The 21,684-nt window shown below is 61.3% G+C and carries 23 protein-coding genes; 14 read left to right on the forward strand and 9 right to left on the reverse strand.

Annotation, left to right across the window (positions count from 1 at the left end; all coding sequences use genetic code 11):
• Positions 1 to 182 precede the first annotated feature (182 nt).
• A complete protein-coding gene (gene rhtA, locus HX818_RS19165) occupies positions 183 to 1,070 on the forward strand; it encodes a threonine/homoserine exporter RhtA (protein WP_003210146.1) in 888 nt (295 codons plus the stop codon).
• 167 nt (positions 1,071 to 1,237) lie between these two features.
• On the forward strand, positions 1,238 to 1,519 hold the full coding sequence (locus HX818_RS19170; RefSeq protein WP_003210144.1) for a hypothetical protein: 282 nt from the start codon (positions 1,238 to 1,240) through the stop codon (positions 1,517 to 1,519).
• A gap of 12 nt (positions 1,520 to 1,531) precedes the next feature.
• Here HX818_RS19170 and HX818_RS19175 read toward each other — a convergent pair whose 3' ends face one another.
• Positions 1,532 to 2,092 (reverse strand): TetR/AcrR family transcriptional regulator, encoded by a 561-nt coding sequence (locus HX818_RS19175; RefSeq protein WP_177020563.1) that lies wholly within the window; start codon positions 2,090 to 2,092, stop codon positions 1,532 to 1,534.
• Between the two features lie 89 nt (positions 2,093 to 2,181).
• On the opposite strand from HX818_RS19175, the gene HX818_RS19180 reads away from it, so the two are divergent.
• Entirely contained in the window at positions 2,182 to 2,913 is a 732-nt protein-coding gene (locus tag HX818_RS19180; RefSeq protein ID WP_003210139.1) for an SDR family oxidoreductase, read from the forward strand.
• Between the two features lie 35 nt (positions 2,914 to 2,948).
• Positions 2,949 to 3,539 (forward strand): 2-hydroxychromene-2-carboxylate isomerase, encoded by a 591-nt coding sequence (locus HX818_RS19185; protein ID WP_177020564.1) that lies wholly within the window; start codon positions 2,949 to 2,951, stop codon positions 3,537 to 3,539.
• Here HX818_RS19185 and HX818_RS19190 read toward each other — a convergent pair.
• Positions 3,536 to 4,531 carry a zinc-dependent alcohol dehydrogenase family protein gene (locus HX818_RS19190; RefSeq protein WP_177020565.1) on the reverse strand — a complete coding sequence of 332 codons (996 nt, stop codon included), beginning with the start codon at positions 4,529 to 4,531 and terminating at the stop codon, positions 3,536 to 3,538. The two genes, HX818_RS19185 and HX818_RS19190, sit on opposite strands and share 4 nt — an antisense overlap.
• A 115-nt stretch (positions 4,532 to 4,646) precedes the next feature.
• On the opposite strand from HX818_RS19190, the gene HX818_RS19195 reads away from it, so the two are divergent.
• Positions 4,647 to 5,555, forward strand: a complete 909-nt coding sequence (locus HX818_RS19195; protein WP_177020566.1) for a LysR family transcriptional regulator — start codon at positions 4,647 to 4,649, stop codon at positions 5,553 to 5,555.
• Here HX818_RS19195 and HX818_RS19200 read toward each other — a convergent pair.
• The 3 genes from HX818_RS19200 to HX818_RS19210 form a co-directional block, all read right to left on the reverse strand.
• Positions 5,548 to 7,356, reverse strand: a complete 1,809-nt coding sequence (locus tag HX818_RS19200) for an aminopeptidase P family protein (protein ID WP_177020567.1) — start codon at positions 7,354 to 7,356, stop codon at positions 5,548 to 5,550. The genes HX818_RS19195 and HX818_RS19200 overlap by 8 nt on opposite strands.
• Before the next feature lie 36 nt (positions 7,357 to 7,392).
• Positions 7,393 to 8,553 carry a cysteine desulfurase family protein gene (locus tag HX818_RS19205; RefSeq protein WP_003210134.1) on the reverse strand — a complete coding sequence of 387 codons (1,161 nt, stop codon included), beginning with the start codon at positions 8,551 to 8,553 and terminating at the stop codon, positions 7,393 to 7,395.
• A 228-nt stretch (positions 8,554 to 8,781) separates the two neighbouring features.
• Positions 8,782 to 9,051 (reverse strand): hypothetical protein, encoded by a 270-nt coding sequence (locus HX818_RS19210; protein WP_177020568.1) that lies wholly within the window; start codon positions 9,049 to 9,051, stop codon positions 8,782 to 8,784.
• A gap of 397 nt (positions 9,052 to 9,448) precedes the next feature.
• Between HX818_RS19210 and msuE the strand changes: the two genes are divergently transcribed.
• From msuE to HX818_RS19230, 4 genes are read left to right on the forward strand one after another with little or no spacing between them, the layout of a single operon-like run.
• Complete coding sequence (msuE, locus tag HX818_RS19215) at positions 9,449 to 10,012, forward strand: FMN reductase (protein WP_177020569.1); 564 nt, start codon at positions 9,449 to 9,451, stop codon at positions 10,010 to 10,012.
• Positions 10,013 to 10,021: 9 nt separating this feature from the next.
• On the forward strand, positions 10,022 to 11,167 hold the full coding sequence (ssuD, locus tag HX818_RS19220; protein ID WP_177020570.1) for an FMNH2-dependent alkanesulfonate monooxygenase: 1,146 nt from the start codon (positions 10,022 to 10,024) through the stop codon (positions 11,165 to 11,167).
• Between the two features lie 47 nt (positions 11,168 to 11,214).
• On the forward strand, positions 11,215 to 12,402 hold the full coding sequence (locus tag HX818_RS19225; protein WP_177020571.1) for an acyl-CoA dehydrogenase family protein: 1,188 nt from the start codon (positions 11,215 to 11,217) through the stop codon (positions 12,400 to 12,402).
• Between the two features lie 11 nt (positions 12,403 to 12,413).
• Positions 12,414 to 13,517 (forward strand): sigma-54-dependent Fis family transcriptional regulator, encoded by a 1,104-nt coding sequence (locus HX818_RS19230; RefSeq protein WP_003210127.1) that lies wholly within the window; start codon positions 12,414 to 12,416, stop codon positions 13,515 to 13,517.
• On the opposite strand, the gene HX818_RS19235 is transcribed toward HX818_RS19230, so the two are convergent.
• Positions 13,509 to 13,871, reverse strand: coding sequence for an antibiotic biosynthesis monooxygenase (locus tag HX818_RS19235; protein WP_032898632.1), 363 nt, complete (start codon positions 13,869 to 13,871; stop codon positions 13,509 to 13,511). The two genes, HX818_RS19230 and HX818_RS19235, sit on opposite strands and share 9 nt — an antisense overlap.
• A 90-nt stretch (positions 13,872 to 13,961) precedes the next feature.
• Between HX818_RS19235 and soxR the strand changes: the two genes are divergently transcribed.
• Positions 13,962 to 14,411: a redox-sensitive transcriptional activator SoxR gene (soxR, locus tag HX818_RS19240; RefSeq protein ID WP_177020572.1), complete on the forward strand. Its 450-nt coding sequence runs from the start codon at positions 13,962 to 13,964 to the stop codon at positions 14,409 to 14,411.
• 138 nt (positions 14,412 to 14,549) lie between these two features.
• Here soxR and HX818_RS19245 read toward each other — a convergent pair whose 3' ends face one another.
• From HX818_RS19245 to HX818_RS19255, 3 genes are read right to left on the reverse strand one after another with little or no spacing between them, the layout of a single operon-like run.
• Positions 14,550 to 15,320: a MetQ/NlpA family ABC transporter substrate-binding protein gene (locus HX818_RS19245; RefSeq protein WP_102369600.1), complete on the reverse strand. Its 771-nt coding sequence runs from the start codon at positions 15,318 to 15,320 to the stop codon at positions 14,550 to 14,552.
• A gap of 29 nt (positions 15,321 to 15,349) precedes the next feature.
• On the reverse strand, positions 15,350 to 16,015 hold the full coding sequence (locus HX818_RS19250) for a methionine ABC transporter permease (protein ID WP_008430846.1): 666 nt from the start codon (positions 16,013 to 16,015) through the stop codon (positions 15,350 to 15,352).
• Positions 16,016 to 16,018: 3 nt separating this feature from the next.
• Positions 16,019 to 17,242, reverse strand: a complete 1,224-nt coding sequence (locus HX818_RS19255) for an SfnB family sulfur acquisition oxidoreductase (RefSeq protein WP_087695269.1) — start codon at positions 17,240 to 17,242, stop codon at positions 16,019 to 16,021.
• A gap of 235 nt (positions 17,243 to 17,477) precedes the next feature.
• Here HX818_RS19255 and HX818_RS19260 point away from each other — a divergent pair, with 235 nt between their 5' ends.
• The 4 genes from HX818_RS19260 (at position 17,478) to HX818_RS19275 (ending at position 21,562) form a co-directional block, all read left to right on the forward strand.
• Positions 17,478 to 17,939, forward strand: a complete 462-nt coding sequence (locus HX818_RS19260; RefSeq protein WP_177020573.1) for a VOC family protein — start codon at positions 17,478 to 17,480, stop codon at positions 17,937 to 17,939.
• Positions 17,940 to 18,177: 238 nt separating this feature from the next.
• Complete coding sequence (locus HX818_RS19265) at positions 18,178 to 19,053, forward strand: alpha/beta fold hydrolase (protein WP_003207296.1); 876 nt, start codon at positions 18,178 to 18,180, stop codon at positions 19,051 to 19,053.
• 98 nt (positions 19,054 to 19,151) lie between these two features.
• The gene (dctA, locus tag HX818_RS19270; protein WP_003207293.1) at positions 19,152 to 20,456 is read left to right on the forward strand and encodes a C4-dicarboxylate transporter DctA; all 1,305 of its coding nucleotides are present in this window, start codon (positions 19,152 to 19,154) and stop codon (positions 20,454 to 20,456) included.
• Between the two features lie 191 nt (positions 20,457 to 20,647).
• Positions 20,648 to 21,562: a LysR substrate-binding domain-containing protein gene (locus HX818_RS19275; RefSeq protein ID WP_173883068.1), complete on the forward strand. Its 915-nt coding sequence runs from the start codon at positions 20,648 to 20,650 to the stop codon at positions 21,560 to 21,562.
• Positions 21,563 to 21,684 lie beyond the last annotated feature (122 nt).

Genomic DNA, 21,684 nt, shown 5'->3' on the forward strand with positions numbered 1-21,684 from the left:
ACTTCCAGAATCTGCCGTCAACCCTTAATTCAGCTTTTCTATCAATCCATCCCGACAATCACGGAATTCGTCTATATAGGAAGGAACCCTTAACTAATTGAGCAATATATTGCCCAACGCTCAACAGTTAAGCATCATAGCCACTCGGTTTCTTTCAATACGACCTCGGACGAATACCCTCAATGACCACTTCCCCGCGTAGCCTGGCTTCGACACTGTTTCCGGTCGGCCTGCTACTCATTGCCATGGCCTCTATTCAATCAGGCGCCTCACTCGCCAAAAGCATGTTCCCCATCGTGGGCGCCCAGGGCACCACCACCCTGCGCCTGATTTTCGCCAGTGTGATCATGCTGCTCCTTTTACGCCCATGGCGCGCCAAGCTGACAGCCAAGTCGTTGCAGACGGTGATCGTCTACGGGATGGCGCTGGGGGGAATGAACTTCCTCTTTTATATGTCGCTGCGCACCGTTCCGCTGGGAATTGCAGTAGCCCTCGAATTCACCGGCCCACTGGCAGTCGCCATCTACGCTTCGCGACGCGCCGTAGACTTTCTCTGGATAGCCTTGGCGATTGTCGGACTTCTGCTATTGATCCCAGTGGGCGAAGCCAGCAGCGGCATTGACCTCACAGGCGCCGCCTATGCACTCGGCGCAGGTGCGTGCTGGGCACTCTACATTCTGTTTGGCCAAAAGGCCGGCGCCGACAATGGCGTTCAGACTGCGGCCCTCGGCGTAATGATTGCAGCGTTGTTTGTTGCACCGATAGGTATCGTCCACGCGGGCGCCGCACTCCTCACACCCTCGCTGATCCCGATCGCCATTGGTGTCGCGGTTTTATCCACCGCCCTGCCCTACACCCTGGAGATGGTCGCCCTGACTCGCCTGCCAGCCCGCACGTTCGGAACCCTGATGAGTATCGAACCCGCGTTCGGCGCCCTGTCCGGGCTGTTTTTCCTTCAAGAGCACTTGTCCCTGGCGCAATGGCTGGCCATCACCTGCATTATCCTGGCCTCGGTGGGTGCAACCCTGACCATGCGTAACGAATCAAAACCACTCGTTCCAGCCGATTGATTCAGGATTTGACGTAGCTATGGCATTTGCCGCTCAATTAGGCCATGTTTAGGTCGTAACCCAGTGTCATTCATGGAGATTTTCGATAAGGACATCATGAACGCTACACTCGAGAGCGAGCAAAGCCAGCTTCGTGCACTTAAGCGAGGCGGCTATTAAGGATAGTAATGAAGCGAATTTTGATGCTGTTCATGATTGTGGCAATCGCAGGTTGTGCCGCGACCACCAAGACCGAAGTAAAACGGGGAAAGAAGGGCCTGCATATCAACTGCTCAGGCCTGTCCTCTTCCTGGGACCAGTGCTACGCCAGTGCAGCTAATTCGTGTGGCGCCAAAGGCTATAAAGTCATCGCCAAGTCGGGGGACAACGCCGAAGACCCAGGCGACTACCCGTTCGGTCTTAACCCCGCCGGCTACACAAGCCGAAGCATGATTGTCATCTGCAAGTAACTGTCGATGACCTCACAGCCTCGACAGCTGCTGGCTGAGCACCTCGTAGTTCGATGACAGGACCTGTGCCTGCACCTGCGGGTCGACCATCATCCGCGCCACCACCAGGGCGCCGATGCATTGCGACAGAATCGACCACGCCAGGGCCTCGCTGCCCAGTGTTGCTGCCCACCCCACCTGCAATCGGCAAATCCAGTCCTGCGTCTGTTGACGAACGGCCACATCAGATCGCGCAATCTCCGCCCCCAGGCTCGGCAACGCACATCCGGCTTCGGATTGCTCCACATGGGCCATGCTCAGGTAGAACTTCAAACAGCGATCCAGCCGCTCACGGCTTTGCACCCCGTCGCCATTCAATCGCTCAAGGCTGTGGCTCAATTCACGCTCGACAATCGAACTGAACAATTCATCCTTCGAAGCGAAGTGGCTATAAAACGCACCGCCACTCAAGCCAATGGCCTTCATCAAGCCATCCACCCCGACACTGGCAAAACCCTCTTTCTTCGCCAGTGCCGCACTGCTGTTCAGAAGCTTTTCCCTGGTTTGCTGCTTGTGACTAGCCGAATATCGCATCGCTTCCTCCACTGTGCTGTCAGCTTGACGCCTGCTGGATCGTAGCATAACGTTCGTTTGGCAAACGATCGTTTACTAAAGGATCTCCCATGACGAACAACAAGAAAATCGTACTGGTAGTGGGTGCCGGCGATGCCACAGGTGGTGCCATCGCCAAGCGTTTCGCCCGTGAGGGTTACGTCGCCTGCGTCACCCGGCGCAGCGCCGATAAACTGCAACCCTTGGTGGATAGCATCCACGCAGCAGGTGGCGAGGCGCATGGCTTTGCCTGCGATGCCCGCAAGGAAGAAGACGTTATCGCGCTGATCGAGCGGATTGAAACCGAGCTGGGCCCCATCGAAGCCTTCGTGTTCAACATCGGCGCCAATGTGCCGTGCAGCATCCTGGAAGAAACCGCCCGCAAGTACTTCAAGATTTGGGAGATGGCCTGTTTCTCAGGCTTCCTCAACGCGCGGGAAGTGGCCAAGCGCATGGTCACCCGTAACCGCGGCACCATCCTGTTTACCGGTGCCACGGCCGGGTTGCGTGGAGCCGCCGGCTTTGCCGCGTTCGCTGGAGCCAAACACGGGATCCGTGCACTGGCGCAAAGCATGGCTCGCGAACTGGGCCCACGGAATATCCACGTCGCCCACGTCGTCGTGGATGGCGCCATCGACACCGACTTCATCCGCGACAACTTCCCGCAAAAATACGCCCTCAAGGATCAGGACGGCATTCTCAATCCGGACCACATCGCCGATAACTATTGGTACCTGCACAGCCAGCCCCGGGACGCCTGGACCTTCGAGCTGGACCTGCGCCCCTGGAATGAACCCTGGTAAGCGCGCCCCATAACAATAAACTGCGAGTATCCAGCATGAGTAAAACAGTAGAATTTTTCTTCGACCTCGGCAGCCCTGCCACCTATCTGGCCTACACCCAACTTCCAGGCCTGTGCGCTGCAACCGGCACCCAGCTGATTTACAAGCCAATGCTGCTGGGCGGGGTGTTCAAGGCCACCGGCAATGCATCACCGGTCACCATTCCCGCCAAAGGCCGCTACATGCTGCAGGACCTGGCGCGCTACGCCCAGCGCTACAACGTCCCGCTCAAGTTCAACCCACACTTCCCCATCAATACATTGACGCTGATGCGCGCTGTCATCGGTGTCCAAATGCGCCAACCCGAGCGTTTTCAGGATTTCATCGATTGCCTGTTCCGTGCCCTTTGGGTAGAAGGCCGTCACCTGGGTGATCCTGCTGTGGTGGCTGCGGTGCTGGCTGAACACGGCTTTGATCCCGAAGCAGTCCTCGCGTTGACGAATGACGATGCCGTCAAGGCCACCCTCAAGGACAATACCGAGCACGCCATCCAGCGCGGCGTATTCGGGGCGCCTACGATGTTCGTCGACGACCAGTTGTTTTTCGGCCAGGACCGCCTGGAGTTTGTCCGCGAAGCGCTGAGCTAGATTTCAATCACCAGACGCCCTTGAGCGCCGCCGGCGAGTAACTCGCAGGCGGCGTTTGCCGAGTGCAGGTCGAATTGACGCCCGTCGAGAATCGGCGCGAGCTTCCCGTCATCAATCAACTGCGCCGCCTCGGCAAGGATCTGCCCGTGGTGCTCCCGCCCCTTGCCCGTCAGCATCGGCAGCAGGGTAAACACCCCGGAGTAAGTCGCCCCGCGAAACGACAACGGCGCCAGGCTATGAGAACCCCAGCCAAGACAACTCAGCACATGCCCGTGATAAGTCCTGGCCGCCCGGAAGGATGCATCCAGCGTCGGCCCGCCCACCGTGTCATACACAATGTCAAAACCTTCGCCCGCCGTGTGCAAGGCTACATACTCCTCGACGGTGTGCTGTTGGTAGTCGATAAACGTGGCGCCCAGCCCCTCGATCAACGCCTGCTGCCTGGCTGAACCGGTCGCAAACACCTCGGCGCCAAATGCATTAGCCACTTGCACGGCGACATGTCCTACACCACCCGCACCGCCCTGAATCAGTACTTTATGCCCCGGGCCTACATGCGCACGGTCCACCAGCCCTTCCCATGCGGTGATCAGCACCAGCGGCAATGCCGCGGCTTCGCGCATGCTCAGGGTCACGGGTTTTCTCGCCAGCAAGCGCGCATCCACCACGGCAAACTCCGCCAACGAACCCTGGAGGCCGCCCACTCCCGTCGCCAGGGCGTACACCTCGTCGCCCGCCTTCCACTCGTTGATACCCGGGCCCACCGTCTCGATGATCCCCGCCAAGTCCAAGCCAATCACAGCCGGCAACGGCTGACGGGCATGGGCCGCCTCGCCTGCTCGAATTTTCCCATCCAACGGGTTGAGGCCACTGGCCTTGATCTTCACCAGCACCTCACCATCCCCAGGCGTCGGCCTTGGAATCGTTGCCAGCCGTAACGGCCCATTCGCCACATCCACCACCAGGGCGTGCATTTGAGTTGTATCAGTCATGGTCGCGATCTCGATTCATCAGGAAGTGATCACCATGATGTGCCCGGCCATTCATGCCGATAAGACGCCAAACGGCTATAGTGACCATGCTCATTTGGCATGAATCGGTAGCTCCATGGATAAGCTCAACGCAATGGCCATTTTCGTTCGAGTGATCGAGCGCGGGAGTTTCTCTGCGGTTGCCCGGGAGTTGCAGACCACTCAGCCCACTATCAGCAAAGTACTGCGTGCACTGGAGACAGAACTGGGCGGCAAGCTGATTTCCCGCAGCACCCGCAAACTCTCCCTGACAGACGAAGGCCAGCGCTACTACAGCCATTGCCGACAAATCCTCGCGGCGGTGGATGCTGCAGAACACAGCTTCCAGTCCGGCAAGGAGGCTGTCGCCGGTCCGTTACGCATTGGCTCGTCGGTGAGCTTCGGTCGCCTGCACATCGCCTCACGCCTGGCGGGATTTCTCGATCGATACCCACAGGTACAGGTTGACCTGCAACTGAACGATCAAAATCAGGACCTGGTCAGCGAAGGCCTGGACGTTACCCTGCGCATCGGCGAGTTGCGCGACAGCGGCCTGATCGCCCGGCAGATCGGCACTACTCACCGGGTCACCCTCGCCAGTCCGGCCTATCTGGCCAAACACCCGGCGCCGCAAACACCGCAAGAGCTGGCCCGGCACAATTGCCTGCTGTTCAACCTGCTCAGCAGCCAGAACCAATGGGTCTACGAAAAGGACGGGACGCGGCACAGCGTCAAGATCAAGGGCAACGCCCAGAGCAATAACTCCGAGGCTATACGCGAGATGGTATTGGCGGGGCACGGCATTGCACTGTCGCCCCTGTGGTTGTTCTTTGATGACCTGAAGGCCGGCCGGGTGGTCGCCTTGCTGCAGGACTACACCCCGCAGTCGCTGCCGATTCATGCCGTTTCGGCACCCAATCGCCGCCAGTCCGCCCGGGTCAAAGCGTTTATCGACTACATGGCCGATGCCCTGACCCAGGCGCCCGAGCTGCAGCCCCTCAGATAGCGGCCGTACGCACCTGCAACCATTCCAGTGCCGCGCCACTGAGCAGCGGGCTCAGGCGCTCAAGGACTTGCGCGTGGTAATCGTTGAACCACTGGCGTTCTTCCACCGTCAGCAACGACGGCTCCAGGCAACGGGTGTCGATCGGGCACAGCGTGAGTGTCTCGAACTTGAGGAACTCGCCAAACTCGGTCTTGCCCGCTTCACGGTTCAACACCAGGTTCTCGATGCGCACACCCCAGCGGCCCGGCCGGTAAGTGCCGGGCTCGATGGAGGTAATCATGCCTGCCTGCATTGCCGTTTGCGGCGCCGCGACGGCTTGGTACGCGATCACCTGCGGGCCTTCATGCACATTGAGGAAATAGCCGACGCCATGACCGGTACCGTGGCCGTAGTCCACACCCTCGGCCCAGATCGGCGCACGGGCGATGGAATCCAGCAGCGGCGAAAGAATGCCCTTGGGGAAATGCGCGCGGGACAAGGCAATCACACCTTTGAGCACCCGCGTGCAATCGCGCTTCTGCTCTTCGCTTGGCGTCCCGATAGGCACCATCCGCGTGATATCGGTCGTGCCGCCCAGGTATTGGCCACCCGAGTCGATCAGCAGCAAGCCATCGCCCTCGATCAGCGCGTGTTCTTCCTCGGTCGCGTGATAGTGCGGCATCGCGCCGTTGGCGTTGAATGCGGCAATCGTATTGAAGCTCAGCGACACATAACCCGGACGACGGGTACGCGCTGCCGTCAGGTGCTCATCAATGGTCAGCTCGGTGATGCGCTCACGGCCCAACGCGCTGTCGAGCCAGGCGAAGAATTCACACAGGGCCGCGCCGTCCTGCTCCATGGCCTGGCGAATGTGCTCGGCGTCCGCCAGGCTCTTGCGCGATTTGGCCAAGGTGGTCGGGTTAAGCCCCTCGGTCAGCGTGACGCCACTGCCCAGGTTTTCCAGCAAGCCGGCGGTCACCCGGGCCGGGTCGACCTGCACACTCGCGCCCGAAGGAATGTCCTTCAACGCCGCTGCGACTTCGCTGTAATCGCGCAGGGTCACGCCATCCTGTTCCAGCACCGCGCGAAGCTCGGCGTCGACTTTGCTCAGGGCCACAAACAGCGTCGCCTGCTGCTGGCCGATCAAGGCAAACGAGACAAACACCGGGTTGAACGAAACGTCGCCACCCCGCAGGTTAAAGAGCCAGGCAATGTCATCCAGGGTCGCGATGAAATGCCAGTCGGCCCCCTTTTCCGTCAAGCTGGCACGCAGGGCTGCGAGCTTCTCGCCACGGCTGACGGTGGCCTGGGGTGGCAGATGTTGATAGATCGGTTGGTTCGGCAAGGTTGGACGGTCTTGCCAGACTTCATTCAACAAGTCGATATCCGTGCGCAAGCGTGCACCACGTGCCTCCAGCTTGCTGCCCAGGGTGCGCGCCGAGGCCACGGCCATGACCGCACCATCAACGGCCACCACGCCGCCTTCCGGCGTCTGCTCCGCGAGCCATTCCAGCGGCCCGGGCTGGCCGGGTTGCAGCTTGACCAACTCGATACCACTGCCCTTGAGTTCCTTGGTCGCCTGTTCCCAATAGCGGCTGTCTGCCCATACACCGGCAAAATCCGCAGTAACAATCAGCGTGCCCACCGACCCATGGAAACCCGACAACCACTGACGGCCCTGCCAGTAACCCGGCAGGTATTCGGACAAGTGCGGGTCCGCCGACGGCACCAACAGGGCATGAATGCCCTCGCGGCTCATCAGTTCGCGGGTGTGCGCCAGGCGCTGGGGAACCGTTCCATGGGTCAAAGGCTGTGTGCTCATCGTGTCTCCTGCTAACCACTAATAATTGTTATGGGGTCAAACGGCCCAGAACGCCGGTGCGCTGGCCAGTGCCGCCTTGATCAACTGTACCGCCTGATCGATATCCTGCTCGGTGGTAAACCGCCCGAGGCTCAAGCGAATGGTGCGACCTGCGCTGCGGGCGTCATGGCCCAGCGCCATAAGCACATGGGACGGTGCATTGCTCGCCGAATTGCAGGCCGAAGTGGCCGAGAAGGCAATGCCCGCGCTCAAGGCGGCGGAATTGAACTCGCCTTCGCTGAACGTCAGGCTCAGGGTGTGGGGAATGCGTTGGGTAAGGCTGCCATTGAGGCGCACCCCGGCAATTGTATTCAGCTGTTCCAGCAGGCGCTCGCGCAAGGCAACGATGGTCGCCTTTTCTTCAGCAAAGGACGCTGCCGCCAGGGCAAACGCGGTGCCCATGCCGGCAATCTGGTGAGTTGCCAGGGTGCCCGAACGCAAACCACCTTCATGGCCACCGCCGTGAATCTGCGCCAGCACTTTCTGCTGCGCACGTGGGCCGACGTACAACGCGCCGATACCCTTGGGACCATAGAGTTTGTGTGCGGAAAATGACATGAGGTCCACTGGCCATTCGGCCAGGTCAATCTCGACCTTGCCTGCGCCCTGCGCCGCATCCACGTGAAACAGCGCGCCATGCTCGCGCACGCGTGCGCCAATCGCCCGGATATCGTTAAGAGTGCCCAGCTCGTTGTTCACCAGCATCAGCGACACCAGGAAGGTGTCCTCACGCAATGCTTCGCTCACCGCCTCGACACTGATCAAACCCTCGGCGTCCGGCACCAGGTACGTCACGGCAACCCCGGCTTCCTGCAACTGGCGAGCGGTGTCGAGCGTGGCCTTGTGTTCAATCTGGCTGGTGATGATGTGCCCGCCGGCCACGCCGCGCGCCTGGGCAACGCCCTTGATGGCGAGGTTGTTGGACTCGGTGGCACCGGAGGTCCAGACAATCTGTGCCGGCTCGGCGCCGACCAACTCAGCCACCTGGCCCCGTGCCTGCTCAACCGTTTGCCGGGCCTGTTGGCCGAACGCGTGGGAACTGGACGCAGGGTTGCCGAAGTTGGCATTGAAGCCCAGACACTCAACCATCACCTGGATGACCCGCTCATCCACCGGCGTGGTGGCGGCGTAGTCGAAATACAGCGGACGTTTATTCATGACGTTAAAGACTCGCAGAGCAGGTTCCCGAGAACAACGTCTCAGGGGCCGCAATCAGGAAGGAAGATGGTTTACCTGATCCCGTGCCGTTAAAGAAAGACCACTTTATTTAAAAGTGCGTAGGAACGCTCCTGAAATTCAGCTTAACAGGCTCCGGGAAACGGATGGCAAACAAAAAGCCCGAGGTTCCTGTAGGAAACCTCGGGCTCTTCAGACCTCGCCACTGACTCAACTGGGGCGACCGTGCAGCGTCATGCTGCGCTCGGCATTCATCTCACCCTGACGGTCGAAACCGAAGGTGTTCTGTGGCTGGCCGGTCAGTTCGGCTTTCTTCTGTTGGTATTCATCAAATGACAGGCCTCGACGGCTCAGGGCTTCAAGCGCCAGTTCCTTGCTCTCCTCGGCCGAGTAGCCACGCAGTTCGGGCGACGAATGTGTCGCACAACCGGCAAGGACTGAGGTGACAAGCAATACGGAAATGGCGAGAAAACGGTTCATGGCGAAGGTCCTGCGAAACGGGCTGAAGTCAATGAGTACAGGCTACTCCCGCCCCTGCACGGTGAAAAATCATCAGCCGTGATAGTCGCTATCAACCTTTGCGACACTTCTGATAGTCGCGACTCATATTCCATGTAGGTCTATAAATATGGAAATACGTTCATTTACGGAATAAACACAACCCTCTATAAATGGCCTCAACACTCACGCCACTGTTCGCCTGGCAACTGTTTCCCAGGCAACAGTCATTCAACAAAACACCAGGCAGACAACACCACCATTTTCCAACACCTGGCACAGAGGCCACGCCAGTCAAGGGCTGCACAGCTTGGTACAGCTCTTGCTCAAGCCCTGCTAATGCTCTTGCCCTGAGCCACTGTTGAAAAAGGAACTGTTGATGACCCGTCCACTGAATGTCGTTGCCCTCTCCGGCGGAACCTGGCGTCCGTCCCGCACCCTGGTGTTGACCCAGGCGGTGCTGGCCGAACTGGCCGATCAATTGCCGATCCAGGCCACCCTGATCGAACTGGGCGACATTGCCCGGCCGCTGGGCGGCGCACTGTCGCGCCAGGAATTGCCCGCCGACGTCGAAGCGCAACTGCAGGCCATCGAACAGGCCGACTTGCTGATCGTTGCCGCGCCGGTGTATCGCGGCTCCTACCCCGGCCTGCTCAAGCACCTGTTCGACCTGTTCGACCTCAACGCCCTGATCAACACCCCGGTGTTGCTGGCGGCCACCGGCGGCAGCGAACGCCACGCCCTGGTACTCGATCACCAGTTGCGCCCGCTGTTCAGTTTCTTCCAGGCCCTGACCTTGCCCATTGGCGTGTACGCCACCGAGGCCGATTTCACCGATTACCACATAACCAGTGAGCCCTTGAAGGCCCGCATTCGCCTTGCTGCAGAACGCGCCGCGCCGTTGTTTGCCGCGCATCCCACCTCTCTGCTGAAAATCGCTTAAGGATTTGTCATGGATGTTTTCTGGTTTCTGCCTACACACGGTGACGGCCACTACCTGGGCACCACCCAGGGTGCTCGCCCGGTCACCCTCAACTATTTGAAACAAGTCGCCCAGGCCGCCGACAACCTCGGCTACCACGGCGTGCTGATTCCCACCGGCCGCTCCTGCGAAGACTCCTGGGTGATTGCCTCGGCGCTGGTGCCGTTGACCGAACGCCTGCGTTACCTGGTGGCGATTCGCCCGGGGATCATCTCGCCAACCGTCTCCGCACGCATGGCCGCCACCCTCGACCGCCTGTCCGGTGGCCGCCTGTTGATCAACGTGGTGACCGGCGGCGACCCCGACGAAAACCGCGGCGACGGCAGCTTCCTCGATCACAGCGAACGCTACGAAGTGACCGACGAATTCCTGAAGATCTGGCGCCGCGTGTTGCAGGGCGAATCGGTGGATTTCGAAGGCAAACACCTGCGCGTGCAGAACGCCAAGGCACTTTACCCACCGGTGCAGAAGCCATATCCACCGCTGTACTTCGGCGGTTCCTCGGACGCCGCCCACGACCTCGCGGCCGAACAGGTGGACGTGTACCTGACCTGGGGCGAACCACCGGCCGCCGTCGCCGAGAAACTCGCCGACGTGCGTGAGCGCGCCGCCCGCCACGGGCGCACCGTCAAATTCGGGATTCGCCTGCATGTGATCGTGCGCGAAACCGAAGAAGACGCCTGGAAAGCCGCAGCCAAACTGATCGAGCACATCAGCGACGAAACCATCGCCGCCGCGCAAAAATCCTTCTCGCGCTTTGACTCCGAAGGCCAGCGGCGCATGGCCGCCCTGCACGACGGGCGCCGCGACAACCTGGAAATCGCCCCCAACCTGTGGGCCGGCGTCGGCCTGGTACGTGGCGGCGCGGGCACGGCCCTGGTGGGCAACCCTCAGCAAGTCGCCGAGCGCATCAAGGAATACGCAGATCTGGGCATCGAAAGCTTCATCTTCTCCGGCTACCCGCACCTGGAAGAGGCGTATCGCTTTGCCGAACTGGTGTTCCCGCTGCTGCCGGAACCCTACGCCAGCCTGGCCGGGCGCGGCGTCACCAACCTCACCGGGCCGTTCGGCGAAATGATTGCCAACGACGTCCTGCCGGCAAAAGCCAAGGCCTGACCTGCCGTCTGCCGGGGCCCCCCCCGGCACACCATGAGGAATACCGCGTGACAGCCAAACCCAACAGCGTCCTGCCCTCACCCTTGCAGACCGCCAAACTGCTGGCCGCCGAATTTGCCCTCACTGCCGTCGAACGCGACGAGCGCGGCGGCACACCGAAGACCGAACGTGACGCCCTGCGCCAAAGCGGCTTGCTGGCCCTGAGCATTCCCACCCAATACGGCGGCCTCGGCGCCCGCTGGAGCGAAACCCTGGAGATCGTGCGCGAATTCGCCAAGGTCGACAGCTCTATCGCCCACGTCTTCGGTTTTCATCACCTGATGCTCGCCACCGTTCGCCTGTTCTCACGCCCGGAGCAATGGCAACCCTGGTTCGAACAAACCGCGCGCAAGAACTGGTTCTGGGGCAACGCCCTCAACCCCTTGGACACGCGCACAGTGGTCAAGGCCTACAACGGCTGGCGCGAATTCTCCGGCAAGAAGAGCTTTTGCTCCGGTGCCAGCGACTCGGAAATGCTGATCGCCTCGGCGGTGGATGAAAGCGCCGGCGGCAAGCTGCTGATCGCGGCCATCCCCAGCGGGCGCAGTGGCATCACCCTGCACAATGACTGGAACAACATCGGCCAGCGCCAGACCGACAGCGGCAGCGCCAGCTTCGAACGGGTACGCGTGGAAGAGTCGGAATTGCTCCTCGATCCCGGCCCGCTGAGTACGCCCTTCGCCTGCCTGCGCCCGCTGATCGCTCAACTGACCTTCACCCATATGTTCCTCGGCATCGCCGAAGGCGCGTTTGCCGAAGCCCGGAATTACACCCTGACCGAAACCCGGCCCTGGCATAAATCCACGGTGCAGGACATTCGCCAGGACCCGTACGTGCTCAACCACTACGGCGAATTCTGGGTCGCGCTGGAAGGCGTGCGCCTGCTGGTGGAACGCGCCGCCGAACTGCTGGACCAGGCCTGGGCCAAGGGCCCGAGCCTCAGTGAAGGCGAGCGCGGCGAGCTGGCCATCGCCATCGCCACGGCCAAAGTCGCCGCCACCCGCAACGGCCTGGAACTGTGCAGCCGCCTGTTCGAAGTCACCGGCGCGCGCTCCACCCACGCCTCGCTGCGCCTGGACCGGCACTGGCGCAACCTGCGCACGCAAACCTTGCACGACCCGGTGGACTACAAGCTCCACGAACTGGGGGACTGGGCGTTGAACCAGTCCCTGCCGATTCCCACGTTCTACTCCTAGAAGAGGTGCCCATGCAGCTTTTAACCTTACCGCCCTCGCCCGCTCTTGCGACCTCGATCCGCGCCACGGCCCAGGTCTTCGAAGACCCCAAATCCCAGGCGCTGCTGGCGCACATCCAGCAAGTCGCGCCCAGCGAAGCCAGCGTGTTGATCATCGGCGAAACCGGCACCGGTAAAGAGCTGGTGGCGCGCCATATCCACAACCTCAGCGCCCGGCGCAACCGGCCCTTCGTGGCCGTGAACTGCGGCGCGTTTTCCGAATCCCTGGTGGAAGCCGAGCTGTTCGGCCATGAAAAAGGCGCCTTCACCGGCGCCCTCAGTGCCAAGGCCGGCTGGTTCGAAGAGGCGGACGGCGGCACCTTGTTCCTCGATGAAATCGGCGACTTGCCGATGGCGATCCAGGTCAAGCTGCTACGGGTACTGCAGGAACGCGAAGTGGTGCGCCTGGGCTCACGCAAAAGCATTCCCATCGACGTGCGGGTATTGGCGGCCACCAACGTTCAGTTGGAGAAAGCCATCAATGCCGGGCATTTCCGCGAAGACCTGTACTACCGCCTAGACGTGGTCAGCCTCGAACTCAGCCCCCTGCGGGATCGGCCCGGTGACATCCTGCCACTGACCCGGCATTTCATCGAAGCCTACAGCCAGCGCCTGGGTTACGGCCCGATCACCATCAGCCGCGAGGCCGAGCAGAAACTCAAAAGCTACAGCTGGCCGGGCAACATCCGCGAGCTGGAAAACGTGATCCACCACACCCTGCTGATCTGCCGCAATGGGGTGATCGAGCGCGACGACCTGCGCCTGTCGAACATGCGCATCGAGCGTCAGGACGACAGCCAGCACGGCACCGACAACAGCGCCGAAGCCCTGCTGGAACGCGCCTTTCAAAAGCTCTTCGAGGAACAGGCCGGGGCCCTGCATGAAAAGGTCGAGGATGCGCTGCTGCGCGCCGCCTACCGCTTCAGCCATTACAACCAGGTGCACACCGCCAACCTGCTGGGCCTGAGCCGCAACGTGACCCGTACCCGTTTGATCAAGATCGGCGAGCTGGCGGTGAACAAGCGACGCCCCGGCGAAAACGTACAGGGCGAGCGCATGCTGCACCTGTCAATTTAGGCGGCAGTGCAGAGCGTTGTCATGGCTGCGCTCGATGCTGCGCAGCACCTGGAACGAACCGAAGGTCACCGCCGTGGCCTGGTGGGCGCGGATCAGCGTCCAGAAATCTTCCTCACCGTGCTCAAAACACTTGAAGGCCGCTTCCCCCTCCTCGCGGGAGCGCCATTGCAGGTAGCTGAGCACCCGGCGTCCATCATCGCTGACCTGCACGCTGGCATTGATGAAGCCGCCATGGCCCTGGGCCAGGCGCTCGCTCTGGGATGACAGGGCCGCTACCAACGCGGATTGCTGCTGAGGCTCGATGTGGAATTCGACCATCTGGGTAAAACTCAGACTCTTCTCTAATACCTGCATGAACATTCCCCTCTCACTGTAGGCACAATCTTGCGATTCGATGCCACGCAGGGTAAAACCTCTAGTTAAGTCAAGGTCAAGGGCTTTTTCATGGTCACCAAAGAACTCACCGTCGGCCAATTGGCAGCCCGCAGTGGCGTGGCGGTTACCGCGCTGCACTTTTATGAAACCAAGGGATTGATCAAGAGCCACCGCAACGCCGGCAACCAGCGGCGCTATCCGCGGGATGTGTTGCGCCGGGTGGTGGTGATCAAGATTGCCCAGCGTTTGGGCATTCCCCTGGCGACGATCCATGACGCGCTGCAAACCTTGCCCGATGGCCGCACGCCCAACGCTGCCGATTGGGAGCGCCTGTCTGCGCTATGGCGTGAGGACCTGGACCAGCGCATCGAAAAACTGATGTTGCTGCGGGACAAACTCAACGGCTGTATTGGCTGCGGGTGCCTGTCGCTGGAGGCGTGCCCGCTGCGCAATCACGACGACGTACTGGGTGAGCGCGGGCCTGGGGCACAACTCTTGGAGCCCACCCCTGATCCCTGACGTGTGAACCCAATCAATGTGGGAGCTGGCTTGCCTGCGATGCAAGCACCTCGGTTTTTCTGGCAAACCGCAGTGATGCTATCGCGGGCAAGCCCGGCTCCCACAAAAGCCAGCTCCCACCTTGGATCTGTATGGGTCTTAGAATCCCGGGGCAATCTGGCCTTTATAGCGGGTCAGGATGAACTGGCGCACTTCATCGGAGTTCAACGCCTTGGCCAGTTTCTGGATGCCAGGGTCATTGATGTTGTCCGGGCGCGCGACCAGGTACTCCACATACAGGCTCTTGCCCTTCTCGACGATCAACGCGCTGTTGGTGTCGATCCCCGCTTCCAGGGCGTAGTTGGCAAACACGAACGCCAGGTCCACCTGGCTCACCGAGCGGGCCAGCAACGCACCTTCCAGTTCACGAATTTTCAGGTGCTTGGGGTTTTCAACGATATCCCGCGGCGTGGCCAGGGTGTTGCTCGGGTCCTTGAGCTTGATCAGGCCGGCTTCGTCCAGCAGCACCAAGGCGCGGCCAGTGTTGACCGGGTCGTTGGGGATCGACACTGTCGCGCCGTCTTTCAACTCCGAGATATTTTTGATCTTGGTCGAGTACGCGCCGAAAGGCTCGATGTGCACACCGACCACCGGCACCAGGTTGGTATTCCGGGTCTTGTTGTAGTCATCCAGGAATGGCCGGTACTGGTAGTAGTTGGCGTCGATGTTCTTCAGCGCCAGTTGCTGGTTGGGCTGGATGAAATCGGTGAAGACCTTGATTTGCAGGTCCACGCCTTCCTTGGCCAGCACCGGCTTTACGAACTCGAGGATCTCGGCGTGAGGCACGGGCGTGGCGCCGACGACCAGCGTCTCGTTGGCAACGGCATTGAAGGACAAGACAGCGGCCAAGATGGCCAGGGATTTTTTCATGGTTGCTCCGAAGGCATTAGTTATAGGAATCAACGGCGGCTGTAATGCGCCACCAAACGGTCACCGGTCATCTGCAGGGCCTGCACCAGCACCAACAGCAGCAACACGGTGACCACCATCACGTCGGTCTGGAAACGCTGATAGCCGTAGCGGATAGCCAGGTCGCCCAGGCCACCGCCACCGATCACCCCGGCCATGGCGGTGTAGTCCACCAGCACAATCGCGGTGACAGTGACCGCTGCCAGCAGCCCGCCCCGGGCTTCCGGCAACAGCGTGTGGCGGATCACCTGCCAGGTGCTGGCGCCCATGGATTGGGTGGCCTCCACCACGCCACGGTCGACTTCGCGCAAGGCGGTTTCCACCAGCCGCGCAAAGAACGGCGTACAGCCCACCACCAACGGCGGAATCGTACCGGCCACGCCCAGGGAGGTGCCCACCAGCAGGGTGGTCACCGGGATCAGCACAATCAGCAGGATGATGAACGGCAGCGAGCGCAGCACGTTGACCACCACCGACAGCGCCCGATACACCACCAGGGTTTCGTGCAACTGGCGCTTGCCGGTGAGGAACAACAGCACCCCCAGCGGCAACCCCAGCAGCACGGTAAAACCCAGGGCCGCGCTGAGCATGCTCAGGGTTTCCAGGCAGGCTTGGCCGATGTCGGCCCAATAGATGTTTTTAAACAGCTCGGCCATGGGTCAAGACCAATCGTGACGCGGTGGCTTGGCGCCGTTGAGCAGCCAGTTGCCCACCACGTGATACTTCCAGCGCACCGGGTCATGCAGGGTATGCACCCGTGCATTGCGCCAGTGACGGTCGAAGTTGTGCTTCTTCAGGGTGGAGCGGGTGCCGCCGAGTTCGAAGAGCTTGTTGCTGGCTTCAATGGCGATTTCAGTGGTCAGTACCTTGGCTCGCGCGACAGCCAGGGAGGCGTGGGCAACGTTGTCTTCATCGGGTGCCGGGCGCGCGGCGTCCAGGGCCTTTCCGGCCCGCTCCAGCAAGGCTTCCGCCGCTTCCAGGCGAATATCCAGCGCGCCGACCTGGATGATAGTCAGCGGGTCTTCACTGGCGTTTTCCACCCCGGCATCGATCCATGGACGGGCGAATTGCCGGACGAACTGCACCGTGTCACGCAACGCGGCACGGGCGATGCCGGCATCGATGGCGGCGGTGGTCAATTGAGCGAAAGGCCCGGCCAGGGTCGGCGAATCGTAGGAGCGATGGGTAGGAAACAGATTGAACGCCGGCACCTTCAAGCCTTCGGCCAGCACCGTGCCGCTGGAGGTGGTGCGTTGGCCCATGCTGTCCCAGTCGTCGACCACCACCAGGCCTGCGGTGCCGCGCGGCACGAACGCCAATTGCGCATTCTGCTGTTCATCCAGCGCCAGCACCGCCAGCCAGTGGGCATACAGCGAACCGGTGCAATAACCCTTGCGACCGTTGATCACATAGCCATCGCCTTGCCGGCGAATGGTCGCCTGGATGTCCTGGACGTTCTTGCCGCCGGTTTCCGACAGCGCATTGGCAAACCGATGCCCTTCCAGCGCCAGGCCAAAAAAGTACGCCTGCTGCTCGGGCGTGCCTTGCAGGCGGATATCTTCCAGCAGGCAGTAATGGTTCTGCGGGATTTGCCCCAGCGAAGGGTCGGCCGCCGAGATAATCGCAATCACCTGGGCCAACACCGCGTATGACACCTGGGCACCACCAAACTCGCGGGGCACGCTGATGCCCCACAGACCGCTGTTGGAATACAGGTCGACGACCTCCGCAGGCACCTGGCGGGTGCGATCGCGCTCGGCGTCCTGTTCCAGCAACACGGCAGCGACTCGGCGGGCAACGGCCAGTGCGTGGGCCTCGTCGCGGATCAACTCGGCGTGGGGCGTGTGAATCGGGTAATCGGCAGATACAGGCAGTACAGACATACAACGCTCTCGGGCGAATGGTTTGCCAGAGGCATTGCAGCTTCTGTGCCTGAGGCGCCTGGCCTTCAAACACAAGGGTTTGCTCCCGATATACGCGCGGCAGACCGCCCTTGGCGCAGCAAACTGCCGGTTTGCTGTTGCCTGGGCAACACCTCGTCGGCTGCCCGCAAGCCACGGCGCACGTGGCCTATAGTGAAAAAGCCGTCCCTCCACAACCACCATCAAGGAGAACGATATGAGCGTTAAACCCATTCCCGAGGGCTACCACAGCATCACGCCGTACCTGGGCATCGACAAAGCCGCTGAAGCCATCGAGTTCTACAAACGAGCCTTTGGTGCCACCGAAGTCATGCGCCTGGGCATGCCCGACGGCAAGATCGGCCATGCCGAACTGCGCATTGGCGATTCGGCGATCATGATGGCCTCGCCCTGTGGCGAAATGTCGTTCGGCAGTCCGGGAAAAGAACACCCCAGCGTGTGCCTGCATCTCTATGTGCAAGATGTCGACCAACAGTTCGCCCAGGCCATCAAGGCCGGCGGCACGGCGATTTCAGAACCCAAGGATCAGTTTTACGGTGACCGTTCCGGGACGCTGAAAGACCCCTTCGGGCATGTGTGGTTCCTGGCCACGCGCAAGGAGGACTTGACCGAGGCGCAAGTTCGCCAGCGGGCCGAGGCGTTGTTCAAGCAAGGATGAAGTCGCCTGGGCGACGCAACCCAACGGTAGGAACTGGCTCGCCTGCGATGGCATCACCTCGGTGCGACTGATACACCGAGTTGCCTGCATCGCAGGCAAGCCAGCTCCCACCGTTGACCTGCACTGCCTGAAAGATCGGGCTTCAACACACTTCATGAACAACCCCTCCACGCTTTCCCCCTTGCCCCGGGCGCCGTGTGATTTCAGGATGCAAGCAATCATCACAAGGAGTCATTCCATGTTCGCCGGATTCCAAAAAGACCAGCGCCACGTCAACGGTGTGGACATCAGCTACCGCAAAGGCGGCGCGGGTCCCGGCCTGCTCCTGCTGCACGGGCACCCGCAGACCCACGTCATCTGGCACAAGGTCGCCGAGCAACTGGCCGAACACTTCACCGTGGTCGCCGCCGACCTGCGCGGTTATGGCGACAGCAGCAAGCCCGCCGCCATTGACCATCACACCAATTATTCAAAACGCGAAATGGCCCGCGACGGCGTCGAGCTGATGAAGGCGCTGGGCTTCGACAAGTTCTCGGTGCTGGCCCACGACCGTGGCGCCCGCGTCGCCCATCGCCTGGCTCTGGACCACCCCAAGGCCGTGCAGCGCATGGTGCTGCTGGACATCGCACCAACCCTGTCCATGTACGCCCAGACCGACGAAGCCTTTGCCCGCGCCTACTGGCACTGGTTCTTCCTGATCCGCCCGGCGCCGTTGCCCGAGAGCCTGATTGAAGGCAACCCGGAACTCTACCTGCGCAGCGTCATGGGCAGCCGCAGTGCCGGGCTCAAGCCGTTCACCGATGAAGCCTTCGCCGAATACCTGCGTTGCCTGAAACTGCCCGGCACCGCCACCGGGATCTGCGAGGACTATCGCGCCGCCGCTGGCATCGACCTTGAGCACGACCGCGCCGATATCGACAAGGGCAACCACCTGGAGTTGCCGCTGCTGGTGATGTGGGGCGCCGAAGGCACCGTCGGGCGCTGCTTCGAACCCCTCAAGGAATGGCAGAAAGTCGCGACCGACGTACGTGGCAAGGCCCTGCCGGCCGGCCACTACATCGCAGAAGAAATCCCTGAAGTGCTGCTCGGCGAAGTCCTGACCTTCCTTCGCTGAGCCTTTATGAACCGCTGACCTGACCGATCCCGCCCCGCAGGCTTGAAACAGCCTGCGACGGGATCTGCTTGCCCAAAAAACGTCTCGAGATAATAAAAATGACAATCAGAAAACTGCTGGGAACCCTGTATGTGCAGGTGATCATCGCCATTGTGCTGGGCGTGTTGATCGGCAACCACTGGCCTCAGGTGGGCATCGACCTCAAGCCGTTGGGCGACGGGTTTATCAAGCTGATCAAGATGATCATCGGCCCGATCATCTTCTGCACCGTGGTCTCCGGCATCACCAGCATGCACGACGTGAAGCAGGTGGGCCGCGTCGGCGGCAAGGCGCTGCTGTACTTTGAGATTGTCTCCAGCATCGCCCTGGTAATCGGCATCCTCGCCGCGCACCTGCTGCACCCCGGCGTGGGTTTCAATATCGACGTGAAGACCCTCGACACCTCCGCCATCGCCGGTTTTGTCGGCCAGGCCGAACACGGCGAAGGCGTCACCGGGTTCCTGATGCATGTGATCCCCACTACCTTCTTCGACGCCTTCTCCAAAGGAGAAATCCTCCCGGTACTGTTTGTGTCGGTGCTGTTTGGCCTCGGGCTGGTGATGATCGGCGAGAAGGGCCGGCCCCTGGTCGGCGTGATCAACCAGGCCAGCGAAGTGTTCTTCCGCATCGTCGGGATGATCAGCCGCGTCGCGCCGATCGGGGCCTTCGGGGCCATCGCCTTCACCATCGGCAAATACGGCCTGGGCTCGCTGCTGCCGCTGTTGAAACTGGTGGGCACGTTCTATGTCACCGCGTTTTTCTTCGTCGCCGTGGTGCTGGGCAGCATCGCCCGGTATGTGGGGTTCAGCATCTTCAAGCTGCTGACCTACATCAAGGCTGAACTGTTGATCGTGCTGGGCACCAGCTCCTCCGAATCTGCGCTGCCGCAACTGATCCAGAAACTTGAAAGCCTTGGCGCGTCCAAAGGCGTGGTGGGGATCGTGGTGCCCACCGGCTACACCTTCAACCTGGACGGCACCAACATCTATATGACCCTGGCGGTGCTGTTCCTGGCCCAGGCGACCAATATCGACCTGACGCTGGAGCAACAACTGACCCTGCTGGCGGTGGCGATGCTTACCTCAAAAGGCGCCGGTGCGGTGGTGGGCGCAGGTTTTGTCGCACTGGCCGCCAGCCTCGCGGTGGTGCCGACGGTACCGGTGGCGGCGATGGTGCTGATCCTGGGTGTGGACCGGTTCATGGCTGAATGCCGCTCACTGACCAACATCATCGGCAATGCCGTGGCGGCGCTGGTGGTGGCTGCGTGGGAAGGTGAACTGGATCGCGAGAAAATGGCGCCCATCGCCCTCAAGCACGGCCGCCATGCACGGGCCGCCGCCCAGGCGAAGATCGCCGCCGAGTAACCCTTAAACACCAATCCCCTGTGGCGAGGGAGCTTGCTCCCGCTGGGCTGCGCAGCGGCCCCAAGATCTTTGGGAGCGCTACGCACTCCAGCGGGAGCAAGCTCCCTTGCCACAGCAAGCGCCCTCACCACAGAAACTCCTTCGCCATACCGGTGCTATTCTGGCGGTTCATGCCGCCATGCCTGTTTCTGATGAACAACAAGAAAGATACCGTGCCCCTACCTGAAGACCTGCGGGTATTCCTGACCGTGATCCGCAAGGCCGGCTTTGCTGCGGCTGCCGACGAGCTGGGTTTGTCCCCGGCCTACGTCAGCAAGCGTATCCAGATTCTCGAAACCACCCTCGCCACCCGCCTGCTGCACCGCACCAGCCGCCGTATCGCCCTGACCGAAGACGGTGAGCGCGTGCAGCGCTGGGCCGTGCGGATTCTCGAAGACTTCCAGCAGTTGTCCGACGAGCTTTCCGACGCCCACGACAGCCCGCGCGGCCACCTGCATTTGTGCAGCAGCTTCGGTTTCGGTCGTAACCATGTGGCACCGGCCTTGTCGCTATTGGCCGAACAATACCCGGACCTGGAGATTCGCCTGGACCTGTTCGACCGGGTGGTGGATATCGTCAGCGAGGGTTTCGACCTGGAGATTCGCGTGGGCGACGACATCCCCGGGCAACACATCGGTCGCCGGCTGGTGAGTAACCGGCGGGTGCTGTGTGCGGCGCCCGCCTACCTCGAACGCCGTGGTGTGCCGCAGCACTTGAGCGACCTGGAACAGCACGACTGCCTGGTGCTCAAGGAGCGCGACAACGCGTTTGGCATCTGGCACCTGGAGCGCGATGGCGTGCAGGACAGCGTGCGCGTGCGCGGGCCGTTGTCGTCGAATAACGGCGAGATCGTCTTGCAATGGGCCCTGGACGGGCGCGGCGTGTTGCTGCGTTCGATGTGGGATGTGAAGCCGCTGCTGGAGCAAGGGAAACTGGTGCAGGTGCTGCACGACTACACCCAGAGCGCCAACGTGTGGGCGGTGTACCCGACGCGGCTGGCCTACTCCGGGAAGTTGCGGGCGTGTGTGGAGTTTTTGCAGGAGCACTTCAAGGGGTTGTCGATTTAGCGTGCCGGGTTTGAGTACATATCCGTTGCTGCGGTAACGGCCGCTGACGGTTCTGCTCTTACAGCGGCCTACCGGCCGGCTTGAGTGTTGTAGAGCAAAAAGCCAAATCAAAAGCGGGCACG

The organism is Pseudomonas sp. F9001 (assembly GCF_013385435.1).
Taxonomy (GTDB): Bacteria; Pseudomonadota; Gammaproteobacteria; order Pseudomonadales; family Pseudomonadaceae; genus Aquipseudomonas.